The organism is Chitinophaga sp. (assembly GCF_035564935.1).
In the GTDB taxonomy this organism is placed as follows: domain Bacteria; phylum Bacteroidota; class Bacteroidia; order Chitinophagales; family Chitinophagaceae; genus Chitinophaga.
The window spans coordinates 1-15,421 of the sequence record NZ_DATMTE010000397.1 but is presented as its reverse complement, the minus strand read 5'-3'; the positions used below and the strand labels follow the sequence as shown (position 1 = coordinate 15,421).

The following is a 15,421-nucleotide window of genomic DNA, read 5'->3' as shown; positions in this document are numbered from 1 at the left end:
CTACCCCGTTTATTTATATACTGCAAACATCCTGTGCGATGGCCCTTTTTTACCTGCTGTATATCAGCTGTTTCAAAAAGGAAACATTTTACAGGTACAACAGGCTCCTGTTGCTGAGTGCTTTTGTATTTTCAGCGGTATTGCCCCTACTCCCCCTTCCTGCACTGCGCTGGGCGGAAAAACCAGCGGAAAATACGTCGCCGGTAAACGTTTACTTCAGTGATAACGCACACGTACAAACGCCGGTACAGGAAGCAGCAGCGGTACATCACTGGTGGGATCCGCTCGTTCAGCATGCCGGCGCCGTTTTGCTTACAGCCTATATAATAATATCCGTCCTGTTGCTGCTGATCCATTTATTACAATTGCTGAAGATCAGGCGGCTGGCGGCAGCCGGCAATGTGTATGAACGCAACAACATACGTTATGTACAGCTTCCCGGTATAACAGCGCCCTTTTCTTTTTTAAGAACTATTTTTTTTGATCCTAACGCACACGCACAAACGGAGCTTCAGCATATACTCAGGCATGAGGAAGCCCATGTGCGGCAATATCACTCTGCCGATATGCTGCTGTCTGCCCTCTACTGCTGTATCTGTTGGATCAATCCCTTTGCCTGGCGCTGTAAAAGGGCCCTGCAGCTAAACCTGGAGTTCCTGGCAGATGAAGCCGTTATCCAAACCACTGATGCCCCTGATGCCTACCAGTACAGTTTACTGAAGATTGGCATGAAGGAAGGCCGGATAGCCATTGTAAATCATTTCAGTAAATCATTCATTAAAAACAGAATACTCATGATGAACAAAACCCAATCCCCGCGGCTGCGTACCTGGCGGTACCTGCTGCTGCTGCCGGTACTTGGGCTGGCAGCCGGGCTATTAGCCGCAACAGCTCCTTCCTCCACAAAAAACGACACGGGTAGTAAATACCTGGCCACAGCAAATGGCCGGATCTATGGAGTGGTTACTCCCTTAACTTCTGATAAGGATTTTGCGGAGATGAAGGAAGTATTGCTAACAAAAGGAGTAACCCTGAGCATCCCGGTACTCAAACGTAATGAGAAAGGGGAAATCACAGAAATTGATTTCAAATTGGTGGCGGATACGTGGGCAATGCGTGAAACAATGGAACATCCGTTTACTCCCTATTTCTTTTATTGTGCTCCGAAGGAAAGCGGAATAGGCCCTCTTCCAATGATGAATTGCCCGCGGACCCTGCAGGACCTCGCCCTGGCAGAGGGTAATGGAATGGCGAAAGGGATTACCAGCGACTCTACCTTTTTGAATCGCTTTCCCGGTGGGGAAATTGCATACCGCAAAACATTTGCAAAAAATGTTCGCTATCCAAGGGTAAGTCAGGAAGGCAAAAAGGCCGGAGTGGTCACAATGCAATACAAAATTCAACCCAACGGCGCCATCAATGATATAGAGGTGCTGTCAACCCCCGATAAAGCACTTGGTAATGAGGTAAAACGTGTTGTAGAGATGCTTCCTGCCTTTGCAGCGGCCCCTTCAGGGAAAGTTGTTACGGTTTCGCTGCGCATATCGTTTATGCTGGACAATGGTGCGGGGGAATACATCAAAGGATCCGACGCCGACAATGCGGATATAATAGTTGTGGGCTTCTTACCAAAACCTATTTCCTTTATTCAGCCGCTGACTCCTTCTTCTTTTTCCGGCCCTTCGTCACCTTGTTGAAAAGGTTGATACCCAGCTGAACGCCCACAAATTCCAATACCGTCATTAATGCCCCGGTAGCAAAATTCTTGAACTTACCACTTCCCCATGCGATCTTAGCCACATTCATGGCTACGTTCAGGGCACCGCTATGTTTTGCGCTACCGGGGATTACTGCATTCAGGGCCATCTTTTTATAGTTGTCCCTGAAATAATCCACCCTGTTCCCCATTTCATTTTCCAGCTGCCTGGACTTCATTTTCAGCCGGGTAATTTCCAGCTCCAGTGATTCGAAGCTGTCTATTTTCTTACTCATGTGTAAACATTTATCATTGTTTATCCTTTCATGGTGTTTTCGGTGGCCTCTTCATCCGGAACATAACCTGGATCTTCCGGTTGTTCCTTTGGCCGTTGATTGTGAATATGATTGGAGTGTTCATCCTGATCCGTAATTTCATCCACCAGTTCAGTAATCAGCAACCTGGACAATGGCCGTTGTATCAGCTGTTTCCGGAACAGCAGGATAACAATAAACAACAGGATGAATAGCCCCGCAGCACAGCCGAAACCAATAGCAAAACTATTGGTCATTTCCCCGATCCAGAAGCCTACTACCATCCCAAGGAATACAATCACAAAAAAGAACAGCAGGAAAGCCATCAAAAGCGAGAAGAATAATCCCAACGCTTTTGACAGCTTTCCTGCTGCCTGGAGCTTAATCAGGTCCAGTCTGGTTTCCAGGTACTCCCTGGCTACTTTTCCCGTTTGGTTAAAGTAGTTGCCGAAATTATCTTCCATGCAAATCAGTTTATTCAGATAGGGTTATGCCAACTCGTTCTCCAATTCATCCTGGAACTGATCTTTTCTCTTTCTCCATTTTTCTTTCAGCTTTTCAGACTGATCTTTTAATTTTTCTACCAGCTCATCTTTTTTGTCTGAATTAAGGAAATACCCTACCGCAACACCTACGGCTGCACCTACTATAAATGAAACCACGGCTTTGGAACTTGTACTCATAACTAAGGTTTTTAAGATGTTATAAATTAGGTTTTCTTTTTTGGTACCATAGGTTCAACAAACATTATTCCATAAATGACATTTAAATAAAAAGCTATGTTAAACCCGGTTAAATAAGAACAAGCACCCCGCAATTTTGTTTATACTCAGAAAAAGCATTCTTCACCAGCCGGTCTGTTTTTTGACATACCAGATAATTACACGATATTATGTACTATGAGCTATCTTGATAATGACCGCATTAAACAAATTGGCTTCTTACTGCTGATCCTTTTCCTTGCCGTGCTCCTGTTTATGGAGATGTTTACCTTTTTCCCCGGCTTCCTCGGAGCCGTTACCCTGTACGTGATCAGCAGGAAATGGATGTTCAAACTTGTAGAACAGCGCAAATGGAGAAAAAGCCTCGCCGCCACCCTGTTAATGGTGCTCTCCTTCCTGGTGATCCTGTTGCCTATAGGCATGCTTATAAATATGCTTGCGGCCAAAGCAGCTTATGCCGCCAATCACTCTACGGAACTCATCAACAGCCTGAAACAAACCAATGCCCGGTTGGAAGAAACCCTCGGCTTCAGCCTGCTCACCGCAGAACGGCTGCAAAAAATCCAGGAAGGGATAACCGCCTTTTTGCCGGGATTCCTGGGCGCTACTTTTAATACCCTTACCACTATTGCCCTGATGTATTTCATGCTGTTCTTTATGCTGGTCAACGGCCGGAAAATGGAAGAAAACCTGTATGAATATATCCCTCTGAAAGATAAAAATGTAGAAAGACTGGGTAAAGAGTTCAACACTTTGGTAATTGCCAATGCGGTAGGTATTCCGCTCATAGCGGTGGTACAAGGTATTATTTCCCTGATTGGTTATTTAATTTTCGGAATCCCCCAGCCGTTTTTCTGGTTTGTTATTACCTGTTTCACCGCTATGCTGCCGGTTATTGGTGCCGCCGCAGTGTACGTCCCTCTGGGTATTTATTTACTGGCCTCCGGCAGTACCTGGCAGGGAATCGCCGTACTGGTATATGGATTCGGCGTAGTGGGTACGTCAGATAATGTTGCAAGAATGTTGCTGGCCAAAAGAATTGCCGATGTTCACCCGCTCATTACCATCTTCGGTGTAATCATTGGCGTTAGTCTTTTTGGCTTCATCGGCCTGATCTTCGGTCCCCTGCTCATCTCCATGTTCATCCTTTTACTGGATATCTATGGGAATGAATTTGTAATTAAAAGAAGGGATATTGCCCAGAAAAAACCTGCCACAAATATTGATATCCACGACACCCCCGGAACAAAATGATCAGCGGTAATAATTGTTTTCAGAGATATAATTGATCACGCTGTCGGGCACCATATAACGCACCGATTTTCCTTCTTTCAGCCATCTGCGGATATCTGTTGCGGAGATGTCGAGCATGGGCGCTTCCAGTATTTCAACCCTGGCGCCGAAAGTATCTGTTACTTCATGCCCCGGCCGGCGGTAAATATAGATCGGGTAGTTTTTTACAATCTGCTCATAATTTTTCCAGCGCGGTAAATTCTGAAAACTATCGCTTCCCATAATAATGGCAAATTCCTGTGTTGGAAACTTCTCTTCCAGGTAAGCGAGGGTATCCACCGTATAAGAAGGCCGCGGAAGGGAAAATTCAATATTGCTGGCGCGTAGCCGCACTTCATCTTTAATGGCCAGTTCCACCAGGTGAAAGCGGTCGTGCTCATTCAACAGAGCCGATTGTGGTTTCAGCGGGTTATGCGGCGAAACCACCAGCCATACTTTATCAAGATCAGTATTGTGCGCTACGTAATTGGCAATGATCAGATGCCCCGTGTGTATAGGATTAAAAGACCCAAAATACAAGCCTATTCTCATGTTTTCATCGTATAAATTGCCAATGGCTATTTCATTAATGCGTGTAAAAATAGGTATTTATAGCCGGAACATGGAAATAAGGCTTTATTCCAGTGGTTTGAATTGCTCAAACACCTGTCCGCAGGCCTTGCAAAAATGGATAGCACGGCACAGCGTGGAGCCAAAAGGAGAACGCAAATAAGTTTGTTCACTGCCGCAATGAGGACAGGGCACCTCCATCATAATTTCAGTACTTACTTCACCGGACAACACCTTCGGAGGCGCTATACCAAAGACTTTCAGCTTCTCTTTGGCAGCAGCCGTCATCCGGTTGCTTTCCCAGTGCTCCCGTTTATCTACCTCAACGCTAACGGCTATACCAAGTTCACTTTCCAGCACCGTTTTTATATTATGCCGGATATAGCCCACCGCCGGGCAGGCAGCAAATGTGGGGATCATTTTAATGTACACTATGGTTGTATCAAGGGTAACCTCCGTGATCATGCCCAGGTCTACTACACTCAACACCGGGATTTCAGGATCCATCACATGAGCGAGTGATTCGTACACTGCTGCTATGGTAATAGTTTGAGACGACATGGTTTACCAGCTGGCCTCCGTATCCAGTTTAAATACTTCACTCATTTCTTTTAACAACGGTTGCAGGTGTGGCGTATGAATCCCGTGACGGCCGCCGTATACCGGCACAATATCACTGATCTCAGGCAGGTTAAGCGACGCCTTCACCAATACCGGGTAAACGCGGTCCAGCCAACGCTGGTACAACACCTGCTCCCCGGGATACACCCCATCTGCTATCAGCACTTCCTCATACCGCTGCGATGGCTCAAAAATTCCTGCCGCCAATGCAAAGGTCTGGTTCAATGCCAGCTGCATGCGGTTGTAACTTTCTTCCCCTGCCCGGCTCAATTGCATGATCCAGGCATTGGCATGCAACGTATGATATTTCAGTTCCCCTTTTACTTTTTTACTTAATAACCGCAAAGGCTCATAACTGCTGTCCTGCAAGCTCTCATACCGGACTGCTTCCGCCTGGTCAAATAAAAAGTGTCTCATCAGGCTGAAATCATATTCACCATTGGGCATCTCCACCAGGTGCGATGATTTAAACTCCTTCTCCGGCCGCAAAAAAGCAAATGCATCCGGATGCGGCCCTCCAAGATCCTCATGAAGATTGCGGTACAACGCCCAGGCATGGCCAATTTTGTCCTGCGCCATGGAAGAAAAAGCAATATCCTCCTCCATCACAGGCCCTAATCCTGTCCACTCGGAATTACGATGCCCCTGAATCAATTCATCGTCTGCCATTTTTATAATCAGGTCTGTTAGTGCTTCGCTGTTTATCATTTGGATTGTTTGAATTTGTTGATCCTTTCCATCACCTTGAAGCCGCTGGCATCACGATAGGTTTTCTCCATATTGTTGGCAAACATATCTTCATCTTCCACATCAAAAGCCAGGATATCTGCACTTTTTACCACCCAGAGATTTACGCATTTCTTACGCCGGGCAAACTGCTCCTTTGCAAATACCAGCGCCAATTGCGGGTCGGGGGCATGTACACAGCCCACATGCTCATGGTGGGCGCCTCTTTTTTCCTGGTGAAATACCTCGTATATATTCCAGTTTTCCCCTTCCTCCACTTTCACTACTTCCCCGGCTTCACCCAGTTTCAGCCGGTTTACCCGGGGATCTAAAGAATCGTTAGACATGAATATTTAAATGATTTTAATGATAAAGTATAAACTGCTAAAACAAAGATGATCCTATGCAACCGGTAAAGCCCGTTTTTCTGTTGGGTTCATGAGCGCTTTTCGCACCCACCGGCCCCGTTCTTCCGCCCATTTGCGTACCTGCAACCGTTCCATATTACAAGGGCCACCACCATTGATCACCCTGAAAAACTCATCCCAGTCGGGGTCCGAGTATTCCCAGCGGCCGGTTGCTGTATTTTTACGCAATGCCGGATCCGGCAGGGTAAGCCCCAGCTCCCAGATCTTAGGCACATAAGATTCCAGGAATTGATTCCTCATATCATCATTACTGGCCATTTTCACTTTCCATTGCATCAGTTTTTCACTGTGGCTGGAACTTTTGTCGGGAGGTCCGAAGAAGTGCATGATCGGTTGCCACCAGCGGTTAAGGGCATCCTGCAGCATTTCTTTCTGCGCCGGTGTGCCCGTTGCCAGTTCAATAAAAGCATCATGTCCCTGCTTGAGATGGAAACTTTCTTCGTAACAAATACGCTCCAGCGCCCTGCAATAGGGCCCGTAGGAGCCTTTGGCATTGGCCACCTGGTTTACGATCGCAGCCGCATCAATCAGGAACCCGATAACGGCCACATCGGCCCAGGTTTCAGCGGGGTAATTGAATACATTGGAATACTTGGATTTCCCGCTGAGCAGGTCGTTGATCATGGCCTCCCTCGATTTCCCCAACGTTTCCGCTGCGTTGTAAAGTAATTGCCCATGACCTATCTCATCCTGCACCTTGGCGATCAACGCCAGTTTACGTTTAAAACCCGGCGCCCTGGTGATCCAGGTACCTTCCGGCAATGCCCCTATAATTTCGGAATGAGCGTGTTGTTCAATAAGGCGTATCAGCTGCCTGCGATATTCCGCCGGCATCCAGTCGCCGGGCTCTATCTTTTCTCCATTGGCAATGCGTGCCTCAAATGCAGCAAGCTTTTCAGGCTCATCATGCTGTTGTTCTTCCCGCAACTGGTTCCTGTTGGGTTCATCAAAAATATATCCACCGCCGTACATAATGCGATTGTTTTGGTTGGTAGTAAATTACGGAAAAAAGACCGTTTCAGCAGGAATAGATTGTTAAAACACCGGAAACCAAATGTTATAGAATCGCCAAATTTTCCCGGCGTGGTACAGGTAGCCGGCCATTCCCTTAATTTTATTGACTACTATCTGATAATGCTGTTGGCTGTTACCATACTGAGCTTTCTGTTACTGCCACCCGGAGATAAAAAGCCATGCCCGGAAATCCGGCACTTTACCGTTATTCAACTGAACTTTGAAGAAAAGCAACCACCTGCACTCCCCGGCTCTGATACTATTTATTATGATTTTCACAGAAAACTGCAATGGGACGATTTCCTGGCCAAACCATCACCCAACGGCCCCAGTGCAGCAGTATCCTATACCAGCTTCGCCTATGAAGGCAACAGCAACCTGGTAAATGATACCCTCCGGATCACCTTAAGGCTGCAGGTGTTTTTTATAAAAAGCGCCTCCTGGGTGCGGCCGGAAGCCCGGAACAGCTATGCCCTGGCGCATGAACAACTTCATTTCGATATCACCCGCCTTGTAGTGGAACGGTTTAAACAAAAACTCCGGCAAACAGCGTTAAACCGCGACGACTACGATAGTATCATACAATATCAGTACCTTCAGTCTTTCCGGGAAATGAACCGCCTGCAGTACCGGTTCGACCAGGAAACCCATCACGGACTAAATGCTGCAGAACAGGTCCGCTGGCGGGATAAAGTAAATGTGGGGCTCAAAAATAACGGAGTGCTCCCGGAAGAACTGGGCATTGAAGGCATTAACTTTACACCCATACAATAACACCCGGTTTTAACGTTTATTCTCAGCGGTTATGCAGCATAAAAAAGGAACTATGCAACCAAAAAACTTTTACCACTTATTGCTCTCCGGCCTGGCGCTCATTTTCCTGTTGCCGGCCTGTAACAAAAAAGACAGCAACGCCCCAAGGAACAGGGGAGATAATAGTCCCACCGGCTCTGTCAACGACAGTATCTTTTTTATTGCAAAAGATATTTACCTCTGGAACGATGTATTACCCGATTCGGCCACCTTCAAGCCCAATCAGTATCCGAACCCGATACAGATGTTTGATGCGCTTACAACCTATAAAAAAGACGCCTCCGGCAACAACCTCGACAGGTACAGCTTTATAGACAATGGCGGTACATCCAGGGCCCTGCAGCAAGGCATTGCGGGCGATATGGGCTTCGAAGTAGGCTACCAAACCGATACTACTTTATTTGTGGTATATGTATATCCCGGCTCACCGGCAGATAAGGCCGGCATAAAAAGAGGATGGGAACTGATCAATGTAAATGGTGTTACCCGGTTTCGTGTGAATGATGGCACTACTGATAATATGCTGAATACGGCCTTTGGAAGCGAAAGCGCCACCTGGGGCTTCCGTAAGCCGGATAACAGTACCCAGCAGAATACCCTCGCCCGTACCGATTATAAACTGAACCCTATTCTTTATTCTCACTTATACGATTTCAGCGGCAATAAAATCGGCTACTTTGTATTTAACAATTTTGTGGCATTGGCTGATGTGAAAACACAGATAGATTCTATTTTTGATGCTTATACAAAGGCAGGCGTAAAACAGGTGATCATCGATCTGCGGTATAATGGCGGCGGGCTTATTGAAACCGCAGAATATCTTGCCAACATACTGGTACCTGCGGCGAAAACCAACACCATTATGTATTCCCAGTTTTTTAACAACAACGTAACTACCAATAATTTCGGCCCTTACTTTAAGTACATGAAGGCGGTGCCTTATTATCCTACCGTAAACTGGTCGGATATATTTTACAGTGAAGCTACTACTTACAAAACAGCCCGGTTCCAGAAAAGCGGGGCCCTGGCCTTAAACAAGGTCACCTTCCTCGGAACACGCAACACGGTATCTGCAAGTGAATTACTGTATAACGTACTGAAACCGGTAATGACCACCAAACTCGTAGGAAGCAATACCTATGGTAAACCTGTTGGATTTATCAATATTTCTTTCGGCAAATACGATATGTATGCGGTGAACTTCCAGACAAAAAATTCAGCTAACGAAGGCGATTATTTCAGCGGCCTTCCGGCAGATATAAAAGCAGATGATGATTTCTCGCTCGACTGGGGTTCCTTCAGCGATCCAATACTACGCGCTGCGCTCACCGATATGGGTGTTGCTGCAGGCTCGTTAGGCCGCACTGCCAAACTAAATGGGAACAGACTCGCTATAACACCCGCCAACAGGCTGGAATCCACTAAGTTTAAAGGAATGATACAAACTCTCAGGAAATAATATTTACCGGCAGGTAATTCCATCTCCGGAATTACCTGCATATCTTTTACATCGTTCTGGCGCCACTATATTTATTCTCCGGCATATCACTATCCAGCTTTTTCACTACCTCCAATACCGTTTGTACCGCCCTGTAATAAAAAGAATGATTGATCCGGGAATATTCATCTGTAACACGATGATAATCCGGGTGATCCTCCACACCAAAATAGAGGAATGGAATTTTCTGTTTAAAGAACTCATACTGATCACTCTGCTTCGTCCAGTCGTCCGCACCGCTTTCAGGTTTATCATGCCCCGCTATCAGGTGTACACTACTGCGTGAGGCTACATCATCCGTATATTTTTTCAGATCGGGAAACTGCTGAGTGCCGCATACATACAGTTCATTTTTGTCGTTGTGGGCAATCATGTCCATGTTAATATTCTGCCGGATCTGTGTAAGCGGCACCGGCGGCTGTGCTACAAACGCTTTGGCGCCCTGCAACCCTTCTTCTTCCCCGTCAAATGCAGCAAAAATAAGCGTATAACGGGGAGGGTGCTTTTTAAAGTAGGCGGCTATTGCCAGTAATCCGCCAATGCCGGAGGCGTTATCATCTGCGCCGTTGAATATAGTGTCTGCCCCGTTTGTTCTGGAATTACCAAGATGATCGTAATGTGCAGATATAACGATCACCGTGCTGAGTTTCCCCGGAATATAGCCGTACAGGTTAGTACCCATTATTTTCTTATCTCCTTCCTGGAAATAGAAAGGATATTCGTATGTGTCGTGATATGCGGATAACCCGGTTTTTTTGAAGCGGTCAAGAATATAGAATTGCGCCATACGGCTGCCGCGGGTACCGGTTTTCCGGCCCTCCATCTTATCGGCCGACAGGGTACGCACATCCTGCATCAGTTGTGCTGAATCAATGGATGTTTGCGCCAGGGCAGGAAGCGCAAAGAGCAGGCAAAAGCTGTAACAAAGCCATTTCATAAACATTGCATTTATGGTTAACTATACCTGCAATGTACAAGATATTATTTGAAGATATTAAAGATGATCAAACTGCATACATAGGCCAGTGCAGTCATATACACAAGCTGTATTACCGGGTATTTCCATGATTTTGTTTCACGCTTTACAATGGCCATCGTGCTCATACACTGCATAGCGAATGCATAGAAAATCATTAAGGATAACCCGGAGGCGAGCGTGTATACCGGCGCACCGTCAGGCCAGGTAGCCGACGATAACTTTTCGCGGAGCGTGGCATTATTGTTATCCGGATCTTCTCCTACACTGTAAAGCGTAGCCATAGTACCCACAAATACTTCACGGGCGGCAAAAGAGGTGATCAGCGCAATGCCGATTTTCCAGTCAAATCCCAGCGGACGGATAGCCGGCTCAATGGCGTGACCAAGCACACCGGCATAGGAATTGGATAATTTGGCAGATTGGAACTCTTTATTAAGTACAGCTGCCTCGGGGGAATCTTCAGGCACTTTAGACAGCAATTGTTCATATTTCGCATGCACTGGTTCCATCCGGCTTGATGGACCATAAGAAGCGAGGAACCAAAGAATCACAGATATTACCACAATCACCTTACCGGCATCTTTCACAAATATTTTCGCTTTCTCCACCATGGTTGTTCCTACATTGGCCCAACGCGGCGAACGATAAACAGGCAACTCCATAATGAAGTAGCTTTTTTCCTTAATCCGCACAAACAGTTTCATAACCGCCGCAATAAAAATGGCCATGAAAAAGCCCAACAGGTAAAGTCCCATCATAATAAGCCCCTGCAAGCCCAGTATGCCGAAAACCCGTTTATCGGGGATGATCAGTGCAATCATCATGGTATAAATAGGCAACCTTGCAGAACAGCTCATTAAAGGTGTTACCATGATGGTTATCAGCCGTTCTTTTTTATTCTCAATGGTGCGGGTAGCCATAATAGCGGGTACCGCACAGGCTACACCGCTTATCAGCGGCATCACGGATTTTCCGTTTAATCCTACCTGCCGCATAAGGCGGTCGGTAAGGAAGCTGATACGGGCCATATAACCAGTATCTTCCAGTATAGTGATCAATCCAAACAGGATCATGATCTGCGGGATGAATACCGCAAAGCCACTGATACCAGCCAGTATCCCGTTTATAAAGAAGTCGGTGACCTTATTATCAGGCAGGGCGCTGCTCAACCATCCGCTCAATGCGCCAAAGCCGCCCTCAATCCAGTCCATCGGGTAAGATGCCAGCCAGAAAATACTTTGGAATAAGAGGAACATCACCACCAGTAATATTACATATCCCCAGAACCGGTGCAGCAGCAGATCATCTATTTTTTCAGAACGCAGTTGTTTCTGCAGCGGATCATTTTCCACTACTGTAGCCTTCATGATATGCTTGATCCGGCTATATCGCTGCATGATCTCTTCTGCCTGTATCTTTGTTTTATTAAACCGGTGCTGTTCCAGCGATTGCCGTATTGCCTGTTTACCGGCTTTATCCACAAAAGACAGGTCGTCGGCATTAACAGCTATATGTAAAGCCCCATAGTCGCTTTTTACGGGTACCGTTTTCCGCACCTCCTCAATCACTTCTTTAGCCAGTGCATTGTTATTGATAAAATCCCTTGGAGGCGTGCTGTAGTGCGACCTCATGGCCAGGTCTATTACTTTCTTAATCTCTGTAACGCCTTTGTTTTTCCGTGGATTGATAGATACCACGGGCACACCCAGTTCCCTTTCCAGTCCGTCCAGGTCTATCTCTACCCCTTTCTTACGCGCAATGTCCATCATTGTAAGGGCAATGATCACCGGGATCTTAAGGTCAATGATCTGGGAGCAGAACAGGAGGTTCCGTTTCAGGTTGGAAGCATCTGCCACTATAATTACAAGACGGGGAGCGTCTTCATTTTGTTGGTTGATCAGCACATCATAGGTAACATATTCATCAGCGCTTTTAGGATACAGGCTGTAGGTTCCCGGCAGATCAATAATATTGGCTGTTACGCCAGGTACTATCTGGGCTGTACCGGTTTTTTTGTCGACCGTTACACCCGGAAAATTACCCACCTTTTGGTTTAAACCGGTGAGCGCATTAAAAAGGGAACTTTTACCACTATTCGGATTACCTACCAGCGCGATGTTTATGGGAGCCTGCATTCCTTATCTTATCCTATTTATTAATATTAATTGCTGAATGTGCAAAGTTAAACATTAATCGGCCGGTGGAATGATCCGATCGGGAAAATCTCAGAAAGGTAATCTCCTGGAAAAGATGAAGCGAAAACAAGGGCTTGTTTTCGCTTCATCTTTTTAAAAACTAATTGTTTATATATAGATCAACTGTGGAACATATTAATTAGGGAGTAAGCCAGGAAAGATACATCCCCTTCAATTGGCTCGCTTTTTTTAACCGCTTTAATGGCATTTTCAGCAGCTGGCCCCTTATAGCGGTATCCTTCATTGGAAGAATCAGTGGCTGGTTTTTCAGGCGCCGGTTTCTTTTCGTTGGCATCATTGGTGCCATCCGGTGTCATTTTCAGGTTCAGCGGTCCGGGCTGATCGTTGTCGAAATCATTATCCCAGTCATCTTCATCATGGCTATACCAGTTCACATCATAGTTGTGGCGAACCTCGCGGTCCATTTCAATATTCTTTCCTACCGGTACCTTAATGGTTACGGTAACCCGCTGGCCACGGTACTTTGAGTGCGCGGGCAGGGAAAACCCTTCCGGCAGGTACAATACCGAATCCTGCTGATTCAGGTGGAAAGCGATATCATGTGCCAGCATTTTTGCCTGTTGAACGGTGCGGCCCCTGGAGAAGCGGGATACATCTACAGAAAAACTGTCGGTTGTACTTTTTTCAATCCTTATGCGGATGTAGTTAATCAGCACGGTATCATCTGCAATGAGCAGGTGATCATCAAAAAAGCTGATATCATCTCCATTGATATCCGAAAGGATGCCAGGCGTTCTTTTCAGGATCAGTTTGCCTTTCGACGGCTGCTGAATAGCTATTGTTTCCGTTTCGGTGGCTGGTCTTCTGAAGTCTTTTACAAAAGAAGTAGCAATAATAGCAGCAAAAGCGAGTCCGAGTAACCACAGGAAAGTTAAGGTATAACCGGCATAGCGGTTGCTTTCCTTTACACCTGTGAGTTTACGGATAATAAATATCACCAGTGCAACAATGGGGATACCTATCAGCAGGCCAACTGCCGGCCACAGCAACATACTTTGCACCGGGGCGCCGAGTAACAGATCCTTAATGGGGAATAGGGCCGCGGAAGTGGCTGCAATGGCTATTCCTGCCACAATCAGGCAGATCAGCATCACTACAGCAAAGAAATAAAAGAACCCCTTGGTAACGGCTACCAACACTTTTCCCAATCCACTGGCCAAACTCACAAAAAAGCGTTCAATATCATTACCTACCTGCTTGCCGCGGCCCTGAGAAAAATTTCGGATATCGTCTCCTACATTTTTCATCTGGCCTTTCATATGATTTAACTCATCCTGGATAGTAGATTTTATAGTGTTAAGATCTACCTTTTCGCCTCTCATCTCCAGCTTTTCTGCTGCTGTGTCGGCCGACGGCGTGGCTATCCACAGGATAAAGTATACCAGGATACCGGTACCAAATCCGCCAATTGCCAGGAGGGCAAATATAATACGGAAGATCACGGGGTCGATGTTAAAGTAGGCGCCTAAACCGCTACATACACCGCTTAGTACCTTATTGTCCGGATCGCGGTACAGGCGTTTACGGGGGCGGGGAATATATCCTGCATATGGATCATCCTCTTTCTGCTGGCTGTTTTCTCCTGCAACATCATCGAACTGCTCAGGTGTGCCCATGGAGGTTTTCACCGCAATTACATCTTCATCTGTAATGCAATGGGCTCCTTTCTTCAGTTTATCCTGGAATATTTCAGCAATGCGGCTTTCAATATCAGACACGATCTCATCCCCTCCCTCCTCTTTCGAGAAATATTTTTTCAGGCTGCTGAGATACTGGTTCAGTATCTCATACGCGCTATCCTCAATGGGGATAAGGCGGCCCGAAAGGTTTATATTGATTATCTTTTTCATTACCAGTTGATTTTAGGTTTTAGGTAGTCTTCCTTTACAGGGGTGTACTATTTTGTGTTAATTGATGTACGGCATTGGCCAGTTCATTCCAGGTGCTTTCCAGTTCTTTATAAAAGGTTTCCCCTTTTTCTGTCATGGAAAAGTATTTCCGCGGGGGACCTGAACTGCTTTCAACCCAACGGTAGGTGAGCAATTCTGCATTTTTCAATCTTGTTAATAAAGGATAAAGTGTGCCCTCCAGGATATCCAGCTTTGCTTCCTTCATCTTTTCAATGATATCTGACGGGTAAGCTTCTCCTTGCTTAATGACGGATAATATGCAAAACTCCAGCACCCCCTTCCTCATCTGCGATTGTGTGTTATCAATGTTCATGGCAAGCGAGCTTTAATGTTTTGTTCTAATGGTGGTTTCTGATCAGTTATAAAAGTATTTGATAGCTATTCTTTCAACTTTACGATACAAAAATAGGAAACTTTTACTACTATGCAATACACAATACCATGGAAAGCAAAATAACTTGTTTAGAACGCTACCCGAATAAACCTAGTAAAACCCGGTATGAGCCTTATTTTCGGGCGAAAAAGCGGTTATAAGGGCCATTTTAGGAGAATGATGACCGGTTTTCAGCGATGATGAATGGAGAATAGCGGATGACGTTGCTTTTATGTTAAAAGCCTTTAACATTTTTTTAATTGGGTATT

The 15,421-nt window shown here is 45.9% G+C and carries 16 protein-coding genes; 4 read left to right on the top strand and 12 right to left on the bottom strand.

Features of this window, described 5'->3' with window-relative positions; translation table 11 throughout:
• On the top strand, positions 1-1,697 hold a 1,697-nt coding region (locus VN105_RS10495), incomplete at its 5' end, for a TonB family protein (RefSeq protein WP_325640575.1).
• On the opposite strand, the gene VN105_RS10490 is transcribed toward VN105_RS10495, so the two are convergent.
• The 3 genes from VN105_RS10490 to VN105_RS10480 are packed head-to-tail and all read right to left on the bottom strand — an operon-like array spanning position 1,645 to position 2,693.
• Entirely contained in the window at positions 1,645-1,992 is a 348-nt protein-coding gene (locus tag VN105_RS10490; RefSeq protein ID WP_325640573.1) for a hypothetical protein, read from the bottom strand. The genes VN105_RS10495 and VN105_RS10490 overlap by 53 nt on opposite strands.
• Positions 1,993-2,012: 20 nt before the next feature.
• Positions 2,013-2,474, bottom strand: a complete 462-nt coding sequence (locus tag VN105_RS10485) for a hypothetical protein (protein ID WP_325640571.1) — start codon at positions 2,472-2,474, stop codon at positions 2,013-2,015.
• 24 nt (positions 2,475-2,498) lie between these two features.
• Positions 2,499-2,693: a YtxH domain-containing protein gene (locus VN105_RS10480; protein WP_142684569.1), complete on the bottom strand. Its 195-nt coding sequence runs from the start codon at positions 2,691-2,693 to the stop codon at positions 2,499-2,501.
• Between the two features lie 216 nt (positions 2,694-2,909).
• On the opposite strand from VN105_RS10480, the gene VN105_RS10475 reads away from it, so the two are divergent.
• Positions 2,910-3,986 carry an AI-2E family transporter gene (locus tag VN105_RS10475; protein WP_325640568.1) on the top strand — a complete coding sequence of 359 codons (1,077 nt, stop codon included), beginning with the start codon at positions 2,910-2,912 and terminating at the stop codon, positions 3,984-3,986.
• On the opposite strand, the gene nadD is transcribed toward VN105_RS10475, so the two are convergent.
• The 5 genes from nadD to paaA all read right to left on the bottom strand — a co-directional run bounded on the left by nadD (position 3,987) and on the right by paaA (position 7,321).
• The gene (nadD, locus tag VN105_RS10470; RefSeq protein WP_325640566.1) at positions 3,987-4,556 is read right to left on the bottom strand and encodes a nicotinate (nicotinamide) nucleotide adenylyltransferase; all 570 of its coding nucleotides are present in this window, start codon (positions 4,554-4,556) and stop codon (positions 3,987-3,989) included. It lies immediately after the preceding gene.
• 84 nt (positions 4,557-4,640) lie between these two features.
• Positions 4,641-5,135 carry a 1,2-phenylacetyl-CoA epoxidase subunit PaaD gene (gene paaD / locus VN105_RS10465; RefSeq protein ID WP_325640564.1) on the bottom strand — a complete coding sequence of 165 codons (495 nt, stop codon included), beginning with the start codon at positions 5,133-5,135 and terminating at the stop codon, positions 4,641-4,643.
• A gap of 3 nt (positions 5,136-5,138) precedes the next feature.
• Positions 5,139-5,903 (bottom strand): 1,2-phenylacetyl-CoA epoxidase subunit PaaC, encoded by a 765-nt coding sequence (gene paaC, locus VN105_RS10460; protein ID WP_325640562.1) that lies wholly within the window; start codon positions 5,901-5,903, stop codon positions 5,139-5,141.
• Complete coding sequence (locus tag VN105_RS10455) at positions 5,900-6,268, bottom strand: 1,2-phenylacetyl-CoA epoxidase subunit B (RefSeq protein ID WP_325640560.1); 369 nt, start codon at positions 6,266-6,268, stop codon at positions 5,900-5,902. Before VN105_RS10455 ends, paaC begins: the two co-directional genes overlap by 4 nt.
• Before the next feature lie 54 nt (positions 6,269-6,322).
• A complete protein-coding gene (gene paaA, locus VN105_RS10450) occupies positions 6,323-7,321 on the bottom strand; it encodes a 1,2-phenylacetyl-CoA epoxidase subunit PaaA (RefSeq protein WP_325640558.1) in 999 nt (332 codons plus the stop codon).
• A gap of 111 nt (positions 7,322-7,432) precedes the next feature.
• Here paaA and VN105_RS10445 point away from each other — a divergent pair, with 111 nt between their 5' ends.
• The gene (locus VN105_RS10445; protein WP_325640556.1) at positions 7,433-8,137 is read left to right on the top strand and encodes a hypothetical protein; all 705 of its coding nucleotides are present in this window, start codon (positions 7,433-7,435) and stop codon (positions 8,135-8,137) included.
• 52 nt (positions 8,138-8,189) lie between these two features.
• Complete coding sequence (locus VN105_RS10440; protein WP_325640554.1) at positions 8,190-9,635, top strand: S41 family peptidase; 1,446 nt, start codon at positions 8,190-8,192, stop codon at positions 9,633-9,635.
• A 46-nt stretch (positions 9,636-9,681) separates the two neighbouring features.
• On the opposite strand, the gene VN105_RS10435 is transcribed toward VN105_RS10440, so the two are convergent.
• From VN105_RS10435 to VN105_RS10420, 4 genes are all read right to left on the bottom strand, one after another.
• A complete protein-coding gene (locus VN105_RS10435; protein WP_325640552.1) occupies positions 9,682-10,611 on the bottom strand; it encodes a M28 family peptidase in 930 nt (309 codons plus the stop codon).
• A gap of 44 nt (positions 10,612-10,655) precedes the next feature.
• Positions 10,656-12,788, bottom strand: coding sequence for a ferrous iron transport protein B (feoB, locus tag VN105_RS10430; protein WP_325640550.1), 2,133 nt, complete (start codon positions 12,786-12,788; stop codon positions 10,656-10,658).
• A gap of 179 nt (positions 12,789-12,967) precedes the next feature.
• A complete protein-coding gene (locus VN105_RS10425) occupies positions 12,968-14,719 on the bottom strand; it encodes a PspC domain-containing protein (protein WP_325640548.1) in 1,752 nt (583 codons plus the stop codon).
• A 34-nt stretch (positions 14,720-14,753) separates the two neighbouring features.
• On the bottom strand, positions 14,754-15,092 hold the full coding sequence (locus VN105_RS10420; RefSeq protein WP_089890425.1) for a PadR family transcriptional regulator: 339 nt from the start codon (positions 15,090-15,092) through the stop codon (positions 14,754-14,756).
• Positions 15,093-15,421 lie beyond the last annotated feature (329 nt).